An 18,561-nucleotide genomic window follows, 5' to 3' on the forward strand; every position below is an offset into this window, starting at 1 on the left:
CGGCTCCAAGCTTTGGGGGCTAAAATGGATCCTTGGCCGAGTGGCCCACAGTTCGTCGCGGCCATGGAGGGTCATGTTTAGCACACTTGCAGATCGTATCCGGGGGCTCGCCTCACTCTTTTGGCGCGAGGTGGCCAAGTTCGGTGCGGTGGGCGGTGTGGCATTTGTCATCGACAACGGCCTGACCTATTACCTGATGCACGGTCCCATGTCGGACAGCGAGGCGAAGGCACGCTTCGTGGGCGCCACCGTGGCCACGGTCTTCTCGTGGGTGGCAAACCGCTTCTGGACCTTCCGCCACCGCCGCCAGGCCAACGTGCTCCGCGAGTTCGTCATGTTCGTCATTATCAACGGCATCGGCATCGGCATCTCCACCGGCTTCACCGCACTGGCCAAGTATGGGATGGGCATCGACAACAAGAACCTGCTGTTCCTGGCAGGCGTGGCGGGCATCCTGGTTGCCACGGTTGTCCGCTTCTTCGCGTACCGGTTCCTCGTCTTCAACCAGGAACTGGACCAGGAGCCGGAGTTCTCCCACGACCACGAAATCATCGAAGCCCACCCGCACCGCGAGCCGGCACGCACGGCGGAGAGTCCGGCGTCCACATCAGCCGACGGCGGCCCGCAGGCCTAGCTGTACACCTAGCGCTGCGCGGCTGCTAGCTGCCGTGGATGCGTTCGTCGGCACGCAGTTTGTCAGTGAGCGCCACGTCGGGATGGGTGAGCACAACGGAGCCGTCCCGCTGCCAGGCTCCCAGCGCACTGGACAACGCTGATTCCAGCCCCCTGTCAGCGGGGATATGTACCCTGGCGCCCTCCTCATGGTGCATGGCAAAGCCGGTCAGCAGTTCCCGGTGGGGGACCGTCCGCCCTTCATTGGTCCGGAGGGCACATCCTGCCGGATCCGGGTCGGAATGCGGCATGAACACATCGCCGTGGGAACGCACTTCCGAGGCGTAGTCGATCCAGCCTGCAGGGAGTTCGCCGGTCCACCGCATGGCGAGGGCCGGGAGTGCGACGGCGATGACGGCGTCGTGCTGCCCCATGGCCGCGGCGGGATTGTCCGTGGCCAGGAAGTCGGCCGGGCCGCCGTCGAGCACTGTTTCCAGGCCAAGCTGCCATCCCGCCAAGGCCCACACCATGGCTTTCCAGTGCGCCGGAAGGGCAAGCCGCAGCCGCATGCCCGGCTCCGCGTCCAGTTCGTCCTGCAGGAGGTTGCTGGTTTTTGCCACCCAGTTGTCCAAGACCCGTCCGGACAGCTCCACCCGCTCGGAATCGGGGCCGTACCAGGTGAGTCGTGGTGCCGTGGAGTTGCCCGAGCGGAGGGTGCCCATGAGGTCGATCGCGGGGGTTGTCATCATGGGTTCATCCTGCCACTCCCCAATGTCCCGGTCATCCAGCGGTGAGAGGCGATTTCGTCTCCTCGGCAGAAAGTGATGTTAATCACTGTCATTGCTAAGCGTGCTTGCTATTTAGGTGATGACCGGGTATTTTCCCCGCCAGTCGTACCTTTTGAGGCATTTTTCGGCCTCGAACCGCCCGCTGCCGGGCCCGCCACGCCCAAGCCGGCGAAAATCCCGGGCGTGGCGTGCGCAAACTTCTGAACGGAGACTGTCTATTATCCCGGCAACGGCTTGACTCGCCCTAGTTACACACGTGTAATTAGGTAACTAAAGCAATTGCGTAAATACCGGCACACAACCGAGTGTCCACGTATCCAGGCAGTGGCTGAAACATCAGGAGGGTCGCCGTGGGGCAAGCAGAGCGTATCCAGGAAGATGCCGTCGTGGCCGGCCAGGCAACGGCAAAGTACCGTGCGCGGGGGGTGCCGAGCGACTGGTATGTGGATCCCGCGGATCCTGATGCTGCGGAGCGGTATAACAGGAATTCCACCAGCGTCCTCGAGGACCAGGCTACGGCGTTCCTTGCGGCGCATGAAGCCCTCCTGGACGGCGGCGCAGAGCCGGAAGACGACCTTGATCCGCCCATGGAGCTCGCAGCCGCCGGGACGGCCCAGCCGGTATGGATTGGATTCCCGCTCCAGCAGGACTTCGATGACGAAGGTGAACTGGGCTGGCAGACGGACGCTTTGTGTGCCCAGACCGACCCGGAAGCCTTTTTTCCCGAAAAGGGCGGCTCCACCCGCGATGCCAAGAAAGTTTGCGGCGCCTGCAACGTGAGGTCCCAGTGCCTCGAGTACGCGCTGGCCAATGACGAACGGTTCGGCATCTGGGGCGGCCTTTCCGAGCGTGAGCGCCGGCGGCTAAGGAAGCGAGCAATCTAATTCTTCAGGATGTCCATGTCACTGCCGTTGTGGTTGCCCACAACGGCAGTGCCTATCTGCCCAGAACCCTTTCGGCCCTGGCGGCCCAGACGCGCCCGGCTGACCGTGCCGTTGGCGTGGACGCCGGCTCCGGCGACGATTCGTACAGCCTCCTCAGGGAGGCCCTTGGTGACGCCGGGGTTGTCAGCCAACCCCGGGGCAAAGGCGGCATGGGTGCCGCCGTCTCCGCCGCGCTTGCAGCGCTGGTGCCCTTCGACGGAAGCACCGACGGCGCCCGGACGGAGTGGATCTGGCTGCTGCACGACGATGCCGCGCCGGCGCCGGAAGCCCTCGCGGAACTTTTGGGCGCCGTGGAGCGCGCACCCTCGGTCACTGTTGCCGGCTGCAAGCAGCTGGATTGGCATTCGCCGCGCAAACTGATGGATGTGGGCCTTTCCACCAGCAGGTGGGCCGAGCGGCTTACGCTCATCGACGCCGATGAGATGGACCAGGGCCAGTACGACGGCCGCACCGATACCTTCGCCGTGAACTCGGCCGGCATGCTGGTTCGCCGCGACGTCTGGGAACATCTGGGCGGCTTCGACCCCGCACTGCCGGGCAGCGGCGATGACGTGGACTTCTGCTGGCGGAACCGCCTGGCTGGCCACCGCGTGGTAGTGGTTCCCGCGGCCCGGATGTTCCATGTGGCGCACCGGCCCCACGCCCTTGGAAACCCGTCCGCAGCCCGGAAGGCGCAGGTCCACCTGCGCCTGAAGCACAGCCCGCTCTGGATGGTGCCCATCCACGGCATCGGCGCCTTGCTGGGCAGCCTCTTCAAGCTGGTCCTGCGTATCGTGGTCAAAGATCCCGGCCACGGCATCTCCCAGCTTCTTGCCACCTCCGCTGCCCTGGGCCGGCCGCGTGCTGTGGCCAAGGCCCGGCGCGCAGCCAAACGCACGCGGCGCATCCGCCGCTCCGTCATCCGCAAGCTTCAGACACCCCGCCGGGAGGTCTGGAGCCACCGCCGGTCCTTGATGGAGGCGCTGGGATCCGACGGCTCAGCTGCCGACCACCTCGTGCAGGACCCGCTCGCGCACCAGCCAACCGGCGACGCCGCGGACGACTTTGCCGCCCTGGCCACCAGCAAGCGCGGCTGGGTGGGCAACGGTGCCCTGGCCGCCGTCATCATCGCGGCAGTGGCGTCGCTGCTGGCGCTGGCAGGACTGTTCCGTGCCGGCGCCGTAGCCGGCGGTGCCTTGATTCCCGTGTCCGCGGACCTGGGGGACATCTGGCACAACGCCTCCAGCTGGTGGATCAGCCTCGGAGCGGGCCTGCCCGGCCGCGGTGATCCGTTTGGCTATGTCCTGTGGATCATCGGCCTCGCCGGCGGAGGCGATGCCAACGCCGCCATGGCCTGGCTGCTCCTGCTCGGTGCCCCGCTGTCCGGGCTCACCGCGTGGTTCGCAACGGGCGGGGTGACCGAACGCCGCCGGCTCCGCTTCGCGGCGGCAATCTTCTGGGCCGCGGCGCCGGCACTCCAGGCCGCGCTGAACCAGGGCCGGGCCGGCGCCTTGATCGCGCACATCATGCTGCCGCTGGTGGTCCTGGGCCTCCTGCGGGCTACCGGCTCAGCCGTTGGCCATGGCCGTTTCAGCCCCGCTGCGGCACCCGGCGACCTGGCGGGTGAACAGACTCCGGCCAAGGCGGGCATCAACGGGGTGCCGTCGTGGACAGCCGCCGCAGCTGCGGGCCTGGCGCTGGCGGTCACTACCGCGTCGGCGCCGTCCCTGCTCATCCCGGCAACTGTGGTCATCGTGCTGTGCGGCATCGTGCTGGGGCGGCGCGGACGGACAGTCTGGTGGGCACTGCTGCCCAGCGCAGCCCTGTTTGTCCCGTTCGCCCTCTCCACCATCGACCGGCCGCGCGCGCTCCTGGCCGATCCCGGACTCCCACTGGGATTCGACGCCGCGCCGCTGTGGCAGCAGGTCCTGGGCCAGCCCCTGTCATTCGACCCCGCCGGTGGCCTGCGAGGGTTGGCGGCCTTCGCGGGCGGGACGGTGCCGTGGGCCCTGCTGCTGGCCTTGCTCATCGCAGGTCCGGTGCTGATCCTTGCCATTGTGGGACTCTTCAGCCCGGGACGCCGGGCGCGGACTGCCAGATGGTTCTGGACGGGCTCGATCATCGCCCTGGCCGGCGGTTGGCTGGCAGGCCACGTTGCCACCGGCCTGGCAACGGATGTCATGGTGACGCCTTTCCCCGGCCCCGCCGTGTCCGCCGCGTCCTTTGCCCTCCTTGCAGCGGCACTCCTCGGGGCGGAGCAACTGCTGTCCGCTGCGGACGTGGCTTCCGCCGCCGGTGCGAAGACCAGGACGGCAGCCCGTGCCGGCCTGGCGCTGGGCCTGGTGGTACTGCTGGCCGGGCCGCTGGCAGGCATGGCCGCCTGGTCCGCGCAGAACCTGCTGCGCCCGGCCACTGCTGCCGCACCCGCTGCCCGGGCGGTCGCCCCCGATTCAGGTCCGGCTTCAAACCCGGCCACCCCCGGAGACGGGGGAGCGGGAGCGCTCGGCACAACGCGGCTGGTGGACGCCGCTACCGGACGGTCCCTTCCCGCCACCGCCATCGACCGCGGGACCGGACCTGAACAGACGCGCACCCTCCTGCTGAGCACCGGAGACGACGGAAGTTTCAACGCGTCGCTGATGCGCGGGTCCGGGACCACCCTGGACAGCCTCTCGGCCATCGCCTCCGCCCGGAACATCATCGGCGCTCCCGGTGCCGAAGAGGTGCGCGACGACGACGACGTCACCGCAGCTGTCCGGCGCGTCGTGGCCACCATGGTCGCGGGCCAGGGCGTGGATCCCCGGTCCGACCTCGAACAGCTCGGTGTCGGCTTTGTGGTGCTCCGCGCCGCGGACACGGCAGCCCAGCTGACCGCCAGCCGGATGGACGCAGTCCCGGGCCTGGTGGCCGTGGGGCAGACCGACGTCGGCTGGCTGTGGCGGATCAGCCCGCTGAACCAGCGGGGCCTCCAGGCCGCCGACGTGGCGCACCGCGTCCGGATCGTGGACGCCGGCGGGACGGCGACAGCGTTGGTCGCTTCCGGCACTGACAATGTCGACGCAGCTGTCCCTGGCGGGGCGGAAGGCCGGCTGGTGGTACTGGCAGAGCGGGCCGATCCCGGTTGGAGCGCCTGGCTCGACGGGCGGAAGCTGACCTCCACCACCTCCGGCTGGTCGCAGGCCTTCACCCTCCCGGCGTCGGCCGGCCAACTGACGGTCCGCTACGAAAACCCGTGGTCGTTCTGGGCGGCCGCCGGCCAAATCACGGTCATTGGGCTCACCGTCATCCTTGCCATCCCCATGCCGGCCCGGCGGCCGCGGACCGGCCTGTCCCGTGACGAGGGCTCCCTGCGTAAGGAACACCAACATGCATGAGCACAACCCACCGGCTGCCAAGGCCCGGGCTGATGCCGGAACGCCGGACCCCGCCGAACCGGCGCATTCCGGAGAAAAGCCGGCAGCACCGGGGAAGCCCGCTGCCGCCGCCGCTCCTGCCGCACGCACCGGTCCCGGCCAGGGCCGGAAACCGTCCGGCCGCGGGGCCACCCGCCTGCCGGGCGGAAAGGGCCGTGCTGCTTCCGTTGCCGGCGTGGCGGCAGGTGTCCTGATCCTCGCCGGCGGCGGGGCCGTCGTGGCCGCCGGATCGCTGATCCCGGAGCCTGCATCCAGCCGGACGGTGCCGCTGGCCGAAACCGCCGTTCCAGCCGGGGCCAGCCTCGGCGTATGCCCCGGCCCTGCACGGCTGCTGGAGGGCACCGAGGCAGGCACCGATGCCCAGTTCAGGCCCGAGTCTGCCACCGCGGCAACCAAGGTCAGCGCCGCGGTGCTCAGCGCCGGAGGTGTGCTGCCCGGGAGCCGGCTGGCGCACCTGGACGGAACCGCCGCCGTCGAAATTGCCAAGGACCCAGGCCCGGCGCCCAGCGTCGGAGCCCCCCAGGAACTCCTTGCCGGAGTGGTGACGGACCGTGCCGTGGGCCAGGTGAACGTCCTCAGCGCCAACGCCGTGGCCAACCAGAATGCCTCGGCCGCCGGGGCCATGAAGTACACCGCCACCGACGGCGACTTGCAGGGCAGTGCCGCTGCGCCCTGCGGGCAACCCTCGAATGACCAGTGGCTGGCGGGTGCCAGCACCACTGTTGGCCGCACCTCCGTGCTTGCGCTGACCAACGCCTCCAGCACGCCCGCCACCGTAAGCCTGGAACTGTTCGGTGCCGGTGGGCAGGTCCAGGCGCCCGGCAGCCGTGGGCTGCTGGTTGCCCCCGGCACCACACGCAGCGTGGTCCTCGCCGGACTCGCGCCCAACGAGTCCAAGCTCAGCCTTCACGTCCGCAGCGCCGGTGGACCGGTTGCAGCCTCGATCCAGCAAAGCTTCCTGCGCGGCCTCACCCCGGGTGGCGTGGATTACATCAGCCCGGGGACTGCCCCCGCTGTCCGCCAGGTGATGACCGGAGTGGACATCCAGGACCCTGCAGGGCTTGCCGCCCTGACGGCACAGCCCGGCTACCGCGATGCCGGTCCCGCCCTTGAATTGACCGTTCCCGGCGCATCAGATGCCGTGGTGGAGATCAAGCTGTTCGGACGCGACGGCCAGCACGCGCTTCCCACCGGCGGCGTCATCACCGCAAAAGCCGGATCAACCACTGAGGTCTCCCTGGCAGGGGTGCCTGCAGGCCAGTACACGGTTGCCGCCTCATCCGACGTCTCCTTCCTCGCCGCCGCGCGCATGAGCCGCGGCCTCCAGGCGGGACAGCCCTCGGATGTGGCCTGGGCGGCGTCGGCAGTGCGGCTGGGCAGCCAGCACGTGGTTCCCGTCCCCAAGGGCGGCCAACGCCAACTGGTCTTCGGTGCCCTGGACGCCAGGGCCACGATTACCTACGCGCCCATCACGGCCGACGGAAAGGTACGGGCCGCGGCCTCCGCTGACATCGCAGGGGGAACCACAGCCTCCATCAGCATTCCTGCCCAAGCTGAAGGCGCCGACGTCGTCGGCTACGTGGTGTCCGCCTCCGGTGGCGCTGCCTACGGGGCGGTGCTTTTGGGGCAGGACGGCCGGAACGACGTCTCATCCCTGGCCTTCCTGGCTGCCGCTGCGGGCCAGGAAACAGTGCCGGTCACGCTGGGGTACTAGGGCCGGGGATGCCGGCGGCGCCGTCTGCCTGCGGCCCCGCGTCAGTAGCGGCGGCGGTACACGGGATCCAGAGTCTCCGGCGCCACGCCCAGCATTTCCGCGGTGTGTTCCACCACCACGTCGTGGACCAGGTCCTGGAGTTCTTCCACGCTGGAGCACGTCTGCTCCACCACCCGCCGGTACACGGTAATCATGGGTCCGTCCTCACCGGCGGCGGGGGTGTAGGAGCCCATGGGTGGCGTGGATGCATTCGCGGCCAGCTGCTCGAGGTCCGGCGGGATTTCATCCACGCCAAACCGGACGCCGTCGAGGGTCTTGCCCCAGATGTCGTGCAGCCGCTGGGCTGAGTCGAGCACCATGTCGTCAAAGCGGTCGCCGCGCGTGCGGTATCCGGGATGGGTGGGCAGCATTACCTCGCCGCGGAGGCCGCGTCCGTGGCGGTTCCGGCGCCGCCTGGAGAAGCTCCTGCCGGCGGTCTCCGCGCCCGTTGCCACTGGGGCATCCGGGTCAGCCAACCGGACCGAAAAACCTGATTCATGGTTCGATGACTGCATACATCGACTGTAAACCCGGGGGAGGATTTACGCGATACATGCCGCCCGCTCCGGCGGCGCGTCGGCCATGGCCGCAATGCGCGGGTTTTCGGCGGCGAAGGGGTAGTCTGTGATGTCGTGGGAGCTATCCGTCAATGTTCAAGGTCTGCCTGCCGCCAGTCGGCGGTAGCCACCCTGACGTACGTGTACGCGGACTCCACCGCGGTCCTGGGCCCGCTCGCCACCTACGCCGAACCGCACTGCTACGACCTCTGCGAGCAGCACGCCGATTCGCTGACGGTGCCCCGCGGCTGGGAAGTGCTGCGCCTGGCCATGCCGTCCACCCCCCAGCAGCCAGGACCCGATGACCTGCTGGCCCTCGCCAACGCTGTTCGTGACGCCGCCGCCCTGCCCCCGGAGCCGCAGGCGCCCGCCCAGCGGGCACACCACTCCGCCCTGGAAGCTCCGGCCGGTACCGAAGGCGCACGTCGGGGGCACCTGCGCGTCCTTCGGGAACCTTCCTGACGCCCATCTGGCGGTAGGCTGGAAGCTGCACATCTTTTCCGCTACCGGCGCGAGCGCGCCCGCCAGGGAGCATGAACAAATGCCAAAGATCAGCCCCGAGCTGTTGTCCGTCCTGCGTTGCCCCGTGACCGGCTCACCCCTGGTCCAGGAGGGGGAGGAGCTGGTGGCCACCGCCGCCGGGGATACAGGCGCCAGGAACCGGTATGCCATCGAGGACGGGATCCCTTTGCTGCTACCCCCGGAGCTGCTGGCGGCAGCAGCCTCGGCAGGTTCCGACCAGCATGATCCCGCTGCGGCAGGCCACTAGTTCACCTGCGTCCGCACGCACAGAAACAGCAGAACGGGGACTGGACCAGGACCCGGACCAAGCAAAGGACCACCCATGACTTTTGACTACAAAGTTGCCGACATTTCACTGGCGGAAGCCGGCCGGCACCAGATCCGCCTTGCTGAGCATGAAATGCCCGGCCTGATGTCCCTCCGTGAGGAGTTCGGCCCCACCCAGCCGCTCAAGGGCGCCCGGATTGCCGGTTCCCTGCACATGACGGTGCAGACCGCCGTGCTGATCGAGACCCTCACCGCGCTGGGCGCCGAGGTCCGCTGGGCCTCCTGCAACATCTTCTCCACCCAGGACGAAGCGGCCGCAGCCGTGGTGGTGGGCAAGGGCACCGTCGAGGACCCGCAGGGCGTACCGGTGTTCGCCTGGAAGGGCGAGACGCTTGAGGAATACTGGTGGACCGCGGAACAGATCCTCACCTGGCCCGGCGCCGGGACGAACCCCGAGCTTGGTCCCAACATGATCCTGGACGATGGCGGCGACGCCACCATGCTGGTGCACAAGGGCGTGGAGTTCGAAGCCGCCGGCAACGTCCCTTCCGCGGATCCCGAGGATTCGGAGGAATACGGGATCTTCCTCGATGTGCTGCGCCGCTCCCTGGCCGCAGACGCGCAGAAGTGGACCCGCACGGCTGCCACGATCAGGGGTGTCAGCGAGGAAACCACTACCGGCGTCCACCGCCTGTACCAGCTGGCGGACCAGGGCAAGCTGCTCTTCCCGGCCATTAACGTCAACGACTCCGTGACCAAGAGCAAGTTCGACAACAAGTACGGTATCCGCCACTCCCTGCCGGACGGCATCAACCGGGCCACGGATGTGCTCATGGGCGGCAAGGTCGCCGTCGTCTGCGGCTACGGCGACGTCGGCAAGGGTGCCGCGGAAGCGCTGCGTGGGCAGGGCTCGCGCGTCATCGTCACCGAGATCGACCCCATCTGCGCGCTGCAGGCGGCCATGGACGGCTACCAGGTGGCCAAGCTGGAATCCGTCCTGGCAAAGGGCGACATTTTCATCACCACCACCGGCAACAAGGATGTCATCCTGGCCGAGCACATGGCCGGGATGAAGAACAAGGCCATTGTGGGCAACATCGGCCACTTCGACAATGAAATCGACATCGCCGGACTGGCACGCATCCCTGGCGTCAAAAAGGTCGAAATCAAGCCGCAGGTCCACGAATGGGTCTTTGATGAAGGCACGGACGCCGAGCGCTCCATCATCGTCCTGTCCGAAGGACGCCTGCTCAACCTTGGCAACGCCACGGGCCACCCGTCCTTTGTCATGAGCAACTCGTTCGCCAACCAGACCATTGCGCAAATCGAGCTGTGGACCAAGCGGGACCAGCACGAGTATGAGAACAAGGTCTACGTCCTCCCCAAGGTCCTGGACGAAAAGGTGGCCCGGCTGCACCTGGACGCCCTGGGCGTTGAGCTCACCGAACTGAGCAAGGACCAGGCGGAATACCTGGACATCGACGTCGCGGGCCCGTACAAGCCCGAGCACTATCGTTACTGAGCCGTAAGGGCCCGGGTGCGCATCGTGCCCGGGCCCGTTATTTTCTGCACGTAGGATCGAAAACATGGAGCCTGATGTAAAGCCCCGCCGCCGGGGGACTGCCAAGAAAATCGTTGCCGTGGCTGCTGTTTGTATCCTGGCCGCTATGGGCGGGGTTTTCGCCGCTGTCGCGCCGGGCCTTGCCGGCGGACCCCTTGAATCGGAAGCAGGCTCCGCACTGCGGACATCGCGGGGCATCGCTTCACCCGTCGTGCCGCCGGTGAAGCTCGACGCGGCCCCGGTTGACGGGGCCAAGCAGGTGAATCCCGCCGCCCCGGTGTCCCTGAAGGTGGGCAACGGGACCATCCAGCGCGTCACCCTCGCCAGCACCGCCGGGAAGACCATTGACGGCAGCATCGACGCCAGCGGGACATCGTGGTCGGCCACCGCGCCTTTGGAGTTCAACACCGAGTACAGCTACACCTACGTGGTGAAGGACAGTGCGGGACGCGAAACCAGCACCACCCAGTCCTTTAACACCGTCTCCAGTTCGCATGAGGCGGACGCGGCCATCTACCCGCTGAACGGCATGAAGGTCGGCGTCGGCCAGCCCCTGCAGATCATCTTCAGCGAGCCCGTGACCAACCGTGCCGCCGTGGAAAAGGCCATCAAGATCACCAGCACGGCAGGACAGACCGGTGCATTCCACTGGTACAGCGACACCATGGTCCGGTACCGCCCCGAGAACTTCTGGGCGGCGAACTCCACCATCACCATGGACATGCAACTCTTCGGCGTTGACCTTGGGAACGGCCAGATCGCCAACTTCAACAAGAAGGTGAACGTCAACATCGGGGACAAGAAGGTGGCCATCGCCGACGCCACGGCCCACACCTTCACGCTGAGCATCAACGACCAGCCTGTTAAGACCCTGCCCGTCAGCATGGGGGACAAGCGTTTCCCGTCCGCCAAGGGATATGCGGTGCTGATGGAGAAAAACCGGTTCGACCACTTCAGGGCGGCAAGCATCGGCCTGAAGCCTGACGATCCCGCCTACTATGGCGAGGCCGACGTCGAATACACCATCCGGCTCACCCTCAGCGGCGCCTACATCCACCAGGCACTTGAGTCCGCCTATCCGTACATTGGCAATACCAACGTGTCCCACGGCTGCATCGGGTTCCTGCCGGACGGGGCAGCCTGGGTGTTCGACAACATGGGGACCGGTGACGTAGTACAGATCATCAACACCGAAGGTGACTACGCGGCGAACACTGACGGGTTTGGCGACTGGAACATTCCGTGGAGCGAGTACGACAACTAGGTCAGTTGCCGAACGGCAGGCGCTGCAGCCGTCGGCCCGTCTCCGTGTTCCGCTGCCGTGACTGCGACAGCCTGGTGAACTCCCTGTTCCGGCGCTCAGCCACGACGGCGGCCAGATAGTCTTCGGGGCGGGTTCCCGGCGGCGGGGCCGGGGCCACGTGTACAGACAGCTCCTCGGCGACCGCCTGTGCCATGCCTGCCCTGGACAGCGGAGCCATCCGGTCCGCCTGGCGGAGGAACTGGGCTGCCCGGCGCGCCGTGGCGTCAGGGATACGTCCGATGTCCGCCGCGGCAGCCCACGGTTGCAGGTAGGGTGGAACGAATACCCGGAGGGCCGCTTCGGCAGGAACCCGGCTGCGCACAGCGTACGTGCCAGCGAGCAGGTCTCCGAGCCGCCTGGATTTGTCGTTGAAGAGCGCCACGGCGAGGGCAAGACCTCCGAACGTCAGGTAGATCTCGAGGAATCCGGTCAGTCCGCGGATCACGGCGTGCCGGAAGCGGATGGCGCCGCCGTCCTCGCGCACCACCCGAAGGCCTGTGGCCAGTTTGCCGAGCGACCGGCCCCGGCTCAGTGTTTCCACCGCCACCGGCACTACCACCAGGCAGAATACGACGGCGGACAGGCCAAGGGCCCGCGCAGCGGCACCGTCCAGGTCAGCACCGGCGGCGGACAGGCCAAGCATGATCAGCACGAGCAGGACCACGTGCAGGACGACGTCGATGACCAGGCCCAGGGCCCGGGCAGCAAAGCCCGCGGGCCGCAGCTCGAGTACTACTGCCTCGCCGGTGATGATCTGGCTCACCCTGCGTCCCCGCCCTTCGCAGCTGCTGGTATGGACCGTCCGATGGTGCGGACGGTCAAAGTCTAATGCCGGGCGCTAGGCTGTAGCCGTGGACATGGATGCCTTCGCCGCCGTTAATGCGGACAAGTGGGCGCGGCTGCAGGAGCTCGCGGGCAAAGGCAGGCTCACCGGCGCCGAGCCTGACGAATTGCTGGCGCTGTACCAGTCAACGTCCGGCCACCTGTCACTGGTCCGGTCCGTTGCCCCGGAGAGCGGGTTGTCCGCTTCCCTCTCGGCCACGCTCGCCCAGGCCAGGACCCGCTTTACCGGCGCACGCTCCAACCTCATGGCCGACCTCGCCAGGTTTTTCGTGGTCGCACTGCCCGCGGCGCTGTACCGGCTGACCTGGCTTACCCTGGCGTGCGGAACAGCTTTCGTCCTCGTCGCTGCTGCGTACGCGGCGTGGATCGGAACATCGCCCGAAGCGCTCAGGGCCGTGGCGTCGGAGACCGCTGCCGCCCAGTACGTGGAGCAGGACTTCATCAACTACTACTCAGAGAACCCTGCAGCATCCTTCGCCGGAGCCGTATGGACCAACAACGCGTGGATCAGTGCGCAGGCGGTGGCCCTGGGGATCACCGGGGTCTGGGTGCCCATGATCCTCTTCAGCAATGCCCAGGGAATGGGCATCGCCGCCGGAATCTTCGCTGCCGCCGGCAAATCCGACGTCTTTTTCAGCTACATCCTGCCTCACGGGCTGATGGAACTGACTGCCGTCTTTGTTGCCTCCGCCGCGGGACTGCGGATCTTCTGGGCCATGGTCTCGCCGGGGCCGCGGACCCGGGGACGGGCGGTGGCGGAAGAAGGGCGGTCGCTGGTCACGGTGGCCCTGGGACTGGTCCTCGTACTGTTCATCTCGGGGCTCGTGGAAGGGTTTGTCACTCCCAGTCCGCTGCCTGCCTGGGCGCGGATCAGCATCGGCGCGGCAGTCCTCGCTGCGTATTGGACTTACGCCGTGGTCTGGGGCAGGCGGGCTTTCCTCGCCGGGGAACGCGGGGACCTCCGCCGGGAAGATGCCGGGTACGCGGAAATCGCTGCCTGAATCGTTGTAATCCTGCCGGGGTGGTTCCTCGCCCAGCGGAAGTCCGTGACGGTAGGCTCGACAGCAGAATCAATCGCACCGGCGGCATGGGGCCGGTGCGGAACCCAACGGAAGTGACGCTGCTGTGAATGACGAAACACCGGTCCGCGCCAAAAGCGCTGCGCCGCAGCCGGAACCTTTGCTGGATACGTCCCGGGATTCCGACGAGCCCGCGTTCTCCTGGCTGACGCCCACTGACGCCCACAAGGCCGACGCCGACAAGGCCGACGCCGACAAGGCCGACGGCGACAGGACCGACGGCGACAGGACCGGCGGGGAGGAACCCGGCGACAAGACCGGCGGGGGAGCATCCCACGGGAAGCGGCCCGACCGGGAAGAACCCACGGCAGCGGGCAAGACTGTCCAGCCCGAAAGCCGTGCCCACCGCAAGGCTGCGGAAGCCGCAGTCGAATCCTCCGCCCCTGGAAGCCACGCTGCCGGTCCGTCGGCTGCCGGCCGTCCTGCCGCCGGCCCGTCAACGGCCGCCACTTCCGCAGATGGGCCCGCGGGCAGCACTGCCTCGCCGGTCTTCAAGGAGCCCCTCCCCACCTCAGCGCTGCACGTCCGTCCCCCTGCGGAGGAAGTGGAGCGCCGCAATGCCCAGCGGGAAAGCGCTGCGAACGCCAAGCCCGTGGCGCCGCGCGTCCTGCAGGTCGTGCTGGCCATCATCTACCCGTTCATCCTCCTGATCCTTGCCGTCCGGGCAGTGACCACCCCGCTCTTCCTCTGGGTGGAGTACAACCGCCCCGGTTTCCCGGGCGACGGCTACGGCTTCAGCACCGATGACAGGATGACGTACGGCTCCTACGCCGTGGACTACCTCATCAACTGGTCGGGCCCCAGGTATCTGGGCGATCTGGTGCAGCGCGGCGGCGAAAAACTCTTCAAGGACGGCGAAGTCAGCCACATGGCGGACGTCAAGGCGGTCATCCTCTCCACCTTTGGCGCCGGTGCGCTGCTGCTCCTCCTGGCGCTGATCGCAATCCTTTACCTGCGCAGGCGCAGCACCGGCGGAGTCCGGCGCGGCCTCTTCGCCGGCTCCATCATCACGCTGGTCCTGATCCTGGGCCTGGGCACCCTGGCGGCGCTGGGCTGGCAGCAGTTCTTCACCGAATTCCACCGCGTCTTCTTCGCCAACGGGTCCTGGACGTTCAGCCTGGACGACACCCTGATCAGGCTGTTCCCCAGCCAGTTCTGGATTGACGCCGGCATCGCCATCGCCGGCCTGGTGCTCCTGGCATCCATCGTGACCCTGGTGCTCACGTGGCCCACCCGCCGCCGCCGCGGTTTGGCAACGGAGGACAAGCAGGTAAGCCCGGACCAGGAAAAGATGGATCAGCCGTAAATTTTGGCGATCTCCGCCTGGAACTCCTTGACGACGGCGGCCCGCTTGAGTTTCAGGGAAGGCGTCAGGTGCCCGGACTCCACGCTGAATTCAGCGTCCAGCAGCCTGAAAGTCCGCACCGACTCGGCTTGGGACACCATCTGGTTGGCAAGGTCCACTGCTTCCTGAAGGGCAGCCAGGACCTTGGGGTCGTCCGCGGCTTCCCGAAGGGGGAGGGGACGCATGCCACGCTCAGACCGCCAATTGGCCACGCCTTCCGGGTCCAGGGTCAGCAGGGCTGAGACGAAAGGCTTGCCGTCGCCCACCACCACGGCATGGCCCACCAGTTGGTGGCTACGGATCTTCTCCTCCAGCGGCCCCGGCGCCACATTCTTGCCGCCGGCCGTGACCAGCAGGTCCTTCTTCCGGCCCGTGACGGTGAGGAAACCGTCCTTGTCCAGGACGCCAAGGTCACCGGTACGGAAGAAGCCGTCCACGAACGCCTCCGCGTTCGCCGCGGGGTTGGCGTGGTAGCCCCTGAACACCCCGATCCCCTTGACCAGGATTTCGCCGTCCTCGGCAACGCGGATGGTGGTGCCTGGGATGGGTATGCCCACTGTACCCACCTTGGTGCGGGACGGGGTGTTGGCCGTGCAGGGCGCCGTGGTCTCGGTCAGGCCATAACCTTCCAGGACGGGAATTCCCACGCCCCGGAAGAAGTGCGCGTCCTCTGACGCCAGGGGACTGGCCCCGGAGACGGTGTATCCCACCTCTCCGCCCAGCGCCTGGCGCAGGCGCGGATAGACCAGGCGGTCGTACACCGAATGCCGGACCCGGCTGAGCAGGCCGGGGCCCGGACCTTCGCCCTGGTTCTGGCGGTCCTGCGCCCGGGAGTATTCGATGGCGGCTGCCGCTGCGGCATCGAACAGCCTCCCCTTGCCTGCCACGGCAGCCTTGTGCGCTGCAGTCGCCCGGACCTTTTCGAAGATGCGCGGCACCACCAGCAGGAAGGTGGGCCGGAACGTTCCGAGGTCCTCGAGCAGTTGCGCCGCGCCCGGGGTGTGCCCCAGGGTGGCTCCCGCGGCCAGGCAGACCACCTGGACCGCCCGGGCCAGCACATGGGCAAGCGGGAGGAACATCAAGGTGCGGGCCTGGTCCTTTTGCAGGACTTCGGGGAGGAAAGCGACGATGTTCCTGGCCACCAGCGCGAAGTTCCCGTGCGTGATCTCGCACCCCTTGGGTTGGCCTGTGGTCCCCGACGTGTATACCAGCGAGGCGAGATCGGCCAACCCTGCGCGGCTTCGCTGCCGCTCCAGCTCGGCATCGCTGACGCCCGTGCCCGCAGCGGCGAGGCTGGCGAGGTCCGGGGCCTCGCCGTCGTAATCCATCCTTACGACGTTGACCAAGCGGTCCCTGAGCTCGGCCGAACCGGCCACCACGCCGCTGACCAGCCGCACGGTGGCGCGGTCGCCCGCGAAGACGCGGCGGACCCCCGCGTCCTGGATGATCCACTGCACCTGGCTGGCGGAGGACGTTTCATAGATAGGTACGGTGACGCCGCCGGCGAACCAGATGGCAAAGTCCACCAGCGTCCACTCGTAGGAAGTGCGGGACATCACCGCCACGGTATCGCCGGGTTCCAAGCCGCCGGCGATCAGGCCCTTTGCCAACGCGCTGACGTCCTGCAGGAACTTTTGCGCGGAAACATCCACCCAGCCATTGGGCCCCTTCCGCCGGTACAGCGCGTGGGCCGGGCTGGCGGCGTGCTGCTCCAGCAGCAGGTCAGTCACGTTGCTGTTGGCGTCAAGCTCAACCAGCAGTTCCGTGCTCGCTTCTCTCACAGCAGGTCTCCGTTTCCGCTGCCACGCCGCGGCAGCGGCTCCTTCAGGTCTCCCTTGCCATCCTGCCCTAGATCCAGGATGGCATCCACATCCGCACCTTCCAGTCGACGTAGGGGAACACTTCGGCCGTCCAGATCGGGTAGAAAAACGCCGACAGCAGCACTGCCGCAGCAAGGAACAGGGCCACCAGGTACACCCCGGAGCGGCGCCGCCAGGGCGGGTCCGTGGACCTGCCCAGGACCAGCCCCAGGCAGTACACCAGGGCCAGGACAAGGAACGGTTCAAAGGACACGGCGTAGAAGTAGAACATGGTCCGCTCGGGGTACATGAACCACGGCAGGTAGCCCGCAGCGACGCCGGCCAGCACGGCCCCGGCGCGCCAGTCCCGGCGTCCCGCCCACCAGAACAGCAGGACCACCAGTGCGATGGCCGCCGGCCACCAGACCAGCGGGTTCCCGACCGACAGGATGGCGGAGGTGCACTTCTCCACGTCACAGCCCGGGGTGCCCTGGGGCGGGGATTCGTAGAAGAACGACGTGGGCCGTCCCATCACCAGCCAGCTCCAGGCGCTGGCCTGGTAGGGGTGCTCCGAACTCAGGCCCTGATGGAAGTTGTACGCTTCCAGGTGGTAGTGGACGAGGGACCGGACGGAGTCGGGGAGCCATCCCCATTCTGCCGACGGGTTGCTTTCCGCCCAATGGCGGAAGTAGGCGTTGTCCGACAGGAACCAGCCTGTCCAGGTAGCGGAGTAGACGATCCCTCCGACCGGGACCATGCCCATGAAGGCGGGGATACCGTCCCGGATGACGCCGCCGCTGATCCAGCCGCGGATGCCTGCCACCCGCCTGGCGTTGAGGTCCCACAGCACCGTGAGGATGCCGAACCCGGCCAGGAAGAACAGCCCCGACCATTTGGTTCCCACTGCCAGGCCCAGGCAGACGCCCGCGGCAACCCGCCACCAGCGCATGCCCAGCCATGGTCCGGACAGCAGCGCACCGGCCGGGGGCTGTCCGCCGTTCGCGGCGGCGATGCGTGCCAGCCGGGCGGCCAGGCGGCGGCGTCCGTCGTCGCGGTCCATCAGCAGGGCGCCGAAGGCGGCGAGGATCCAGAACGTGAGGAAGATGTCCAGCAGCGACGTGCGGGACATCACCAGGTGGTGGCCGTCGACGGCGAGGAGCAGCCCGGCGGCGCCCGCCAACGGAAGGGAGCGGAACAGCTTCAAGGCGATCAGGGAGACCAGCAGCACGGTGAGGGTGCCCGTGAGTGCCGCCGCAAAGCGCCAGCCAAACGGATTTTCCGGTCCGAACAGCCACATGCCCGCCGCGATCATCCATTTGCCCACCGGGGGATGGACCACATATTCCGGGGTGTTCAGCAGGACGTCCGGATTCCCGGCGTTGAAGGAATCATTGGCTTTGTCCGGCCAGCTGCGTTCGTAGCCGCTGATGAGGTAGGAGTACGCGTCCTTGACGTAGTACGTCTCGTCGAAAACAAGCTTGTGCGGTACTTCGAGGCGGATGAACCGGAGGAGGCCGCCGATAACTGCGGTGAAGGCCGGGACCAGGATGAACCAGAGCCGGAGCGACGGCGGATATTCCCGCCAGGACGTGCCGGTCCCGATGAGCCTCGCCTTCAGCGCCTCGACGGTGAAGGCCTCGTTTGGCCGGCTGATCCACGGCCGGTCCGCCTTCGCGGGTTCCACCGCAGTGGCGCCGGTACCGGTGGGGGATGCCGCCGGGCTGGGTTTCCCGGCCCCGGCGGGCCGCGTCGAGGTCTGCGTCACGAGCCCCATGCTACCTTTTGCGGCTGGAAGA

The 18,561-nt window shown here is 67.6% G+C and carries 15 protein-coding genes; 10 read left to right on the plus strand and 5 right to left on the minus strand.

Going from position 1 to position 18,561, the window contains the following annotated elements; all coding sequences use genetic code 11:
- The first annotated feature begins 73 nt into the window (after positions 1 to 73).
- A complete protein-coding gene (locus ACR65J_RS01355) occupies positions 74 to 634 on the plus strand; it encodes a GtrA family protein (RefSeq protein WP_440165393.1) in 561 nt (186 codons plus the stop codon).
- Between the two features lie 25 nt (positions 635 to 659).
- On the opposite strand, the gene ACR65J_RS01360 is transcribed toward ACR65J_RS01355, so the two are convergent.
- Positions 660 to 1,358: a TIGR03089 family protein gene (locus ACR65J_RS01360; protein WP_440165840.1), complete on the minus strand. Its 699-nt coding sequence runs from the start codon at positions 1,356 to 1,358 to the stop codon at positions 660 to 662.
- A gap of 392 nt (positions 1,359 to 1,750) precedes the next feature.
- Between ACR65J_RS01360 and ACR65J_RS01365 the strand changes: the two genes are divergently transcribed.
- The 3 genes from ACR65J_RS01365 to ACR65J_RS01375 are packed head-to-tail and all read left to right on the plus strand — an operon-like array spanning position 1,751 to position 7,450.
- On the plus strand, positions 1,751 to 2,284 hold the full coding sequence (locus tag ACR65J_RS01365; protein ID WP_440165394.1) for a WhiB family transcriptional regulator: 534 nt from the start codon (positions 1,751 to 1,753) through the stop codon (positions 2,282 to 2,284).
- Positions 2,285 to 2,313: 29 nt separating this feature from the next.
- Positions 2,314 to 5,697 (plus strand): glycosyltransferase family 2 protein, encoded by a 3,384-nt coding sequence (locus tag ACR65J_RS01370; protein WP_440165396.1) that lies wholly within the window; start codon positions 2,314 to 2,316, stop codon positions 5,695 to 5,697.
- On the plus strand, positions 5,690 to 7,450 hold the full coding sequence (locus ACR65J_RS01375) for a DUF5719 family protein (RefSeq protein ID WP_440165397.1): 1,761 nt from the start codon (positions 5,690 to 5,692) through the stop codon (positions 7,448 to 7,450). The genes ACR65J_RS01370 and ACR65J_RS01375 overlap by 8 nt, the downstream gene beginning before the upstream one ends.
- A 41-nt stretch (positions 7,451 to 7,491) precedes the next feature.
- On the opposite strand, the gene ACR65J_RS01380 is transcribed toward ACR65J_RS01375, so the two are convergent.
- A complete protein-coding gene (locus ACR65J_RS01380; protein ID WP_440165399.1) occupies positions 7,492 to 8,004 on the minus strand; it encodes a metallopeptidase family protein in 513 nt (170 codons plus the stop codon).
- Positions 8,005 to 8,121: 117 nt separating this feature from the next.
- Here ACR65J_RS01380 and ACR65J_RS01385 point away from each other — a divergent pair, with 117 nt between their 5' ends.
- The 4 genes from ACR65J_RS01385 (at position 8,122) to ACR65J_RS01400 (ending at position 11,660) form a co-directional block, all read left to right on the plus strand.
- On the plus strand, positions 8,122 to 8,508 hold the full coding sequence (locus tag ACR65J_RS01385; RefSeq protein ID WP_159632513.1) for a DUF3499 domain-containing protein: 387 nt from the start codon (positions 8,122 to 8,124) through the stop codon (positions 8,506 to 8,508).
- Between the two features lie 79 nt (positions 8,509 to 8,587).
- Entirely contained in the window at positions 8,588 to 8,815 is a 228-nt protein-coding gene (locus ACR65J_RS01390; RefSeq protein WP_142120732.1) for a Trm112 family protein, read from the plus strand.
- A gap of 75 nt (positions 8,816 to 8,890) precedes the next feature.
- Entirely contained in the window at positions 8,891 to 10,357 is a 1,467-nt protein-coding gene (gene ahcY, locus ACR65J_RS01395; RefSeq protein WP_440165402.1) for an adenosylhomocysteinase, read from the plus strand.
- Positions 10,358 to 10,421: 64 nt separating this feature from the next.
- Positions 10,422 to 11,660, plus strand: coding sequence for a L,D-transpeptidase (locus ACR65J_RS01400; RefSeq protein WP_440165403.1), 1,239 nt, complete (start codon positions 10,422 to 10,424; stop codon positions 11,658 to 11,660).
- Position 11,661: 1 nt separating this feature from the next.
- Here the strand turns inward: ACR65J_RS01400 and ACR65J_RS01405 are convergent, their stop codons facing one another.
- Positions 11,662 to 12,462: an RDD family protein gene (locus tag ACR65J_RS01405; protein ID WP_440165405.1), complete on the minus strand. Its 801-nt coding sequence runs from the start codon at positions 12,460 to 12,462 to the stop codon at positions 11,662 to 11,664.
- 88 nt (positions 12,463 to 12,550) lie between these two features.
- Here ACR65J_RS01405 and ACR65J_RS01410 point away from each other — a divergent pair, with 88 nt between their 5' ends.
- Together ACR65J_RS01410 and ACR65J_RS01415 are read left to right on the plus strand one after the other, a co-directional pair.
- Positions 12,551 to 13,543, plus strand: coding sequence for a stage II sporulation protein M (locus tag ACR65J_RS01410; RefSeq protein ID WP_440165407.1), 993 nt, complete (start codon positions 12,551 to 12,553; stop codon positions 13,541 to 13,543).
- A 124-nt stretch (positions 13,544 to 13,667) separates the two neighbouring features.
- Positions 13,668 to 14,927 carry a TIGR01906 family membrane protein gene (locus ACR65J_RS01415; RefSeq protein ID WP_440165408.1) on the plus strand — a complete coding sequence of 420 codons (1,260 nt, stop codon included), beginning with the start codon at positions 13,668 to 13,670 and terminating at the stop codon, positions 14,925 to 14,927.
- Here ACR65J_RS01415 and ACR65J_RS01420 read toward each other — a convergent pair.
- Together ACR65J_RS01420 and ACR65J_RS01425 are read right to left on the minus strand one after the other, a co-directional pair.
- Positions 14,918 to 16,747, minus strand: a complete 1,830-nt coding sequence (locus tag ACR65J_RS01420) for an AMP-dependent synthetase/ligase (RefSeq protein WP_440165409.1) — start codon at positions 16,745 to 16,747, stop codon at positions 14,918 to 14,920. The genes ACR65J_RS01415 and ACR65J_RS01420 overlap by 10 nt on opposite strands.
- Before the next feature lie 67 nt (positions 16,748 to 16,814).
- The gene (locus tag ACR65J_RS01425) at positions 16,815 to 18,539 is read right to left on the minus strand and encodes a dolichyl-phosphate-mannose--protein mannosyltransferase (RefSeq protein ID WP_440165411.1); all 1,725 of its coding nucleotides are present in this window, start codon (positions 18,537 to 18,539) and stop codon (positions 16,815 to 16,817) included.
- Positions 18,540 to 18,561 lie beyond the last annotated feature (22 nt).

The organism is Arthrobacter sp. SAFR-044, assembly GCF_059414985.1.

Excerpts from the sequence above, each read along its gene's own strand:
- ACR65J_RS01355 (WP_440165393.1), top strand. The coding sequence starts at position 74 with ATGTTTAGCACACTTGCAGATCGTATCCGGGGGCTCGCCTCACTCTTT.
- ACR65J_RS01360 (WP_440165840.1), bottom strand. The coding sequence starts at position 1,358 with ATGACAACCCCCGCGATCGACCTCATGGGCACCCTCCGCTCGGGCAAC.
- ACR65J_RS01375 (WP_440165397.1), top strand. The coding sequence starts at position 5,690 with ATGCATGAGCACAACCCACCGGCTGCCAAGGCCCGGGCTGATGCCGGA.
- ACR65J_RS01380 (WP_440165399.1), bottom strand. The coding sequence starts at position 8,004 with ATGCAGTCATCGAACCATGAATCAGGTTTTTCGGTCCGGTTGGCTGAC.
- ACR65J_RS01390 (WP_142120732.1), top strand. The coding sequence starts at position 8,588 with ATGCCAAAGATCAGCCCCGAGCTGTTGTCCGTCCTGCGTTGCCCCGTG.
- ahcY (WP_440165402.1), top strand. The coding sequence starts at position 8,891 with ATGACTTTTGACTACAAAGTTGCCGACATTTCACTGGCGGAAGCCGGC.
- ACR65J_RS01400 (WP_440165403.1), top strand. The coding sequence starts at position 10,422 with ATGGAGCCTGATGTAAAGCCCCGCCGCCGGGGGACTGCCAAGAAAATC.
- ACR65J_RS01425 (WP_440165411.1), bottom strand. The coding sequence starts at position 18,539 with ATGGGGCTCGTGACGCAGACCTCGACGCGGCCCGCCGGGGCCGGGAAA.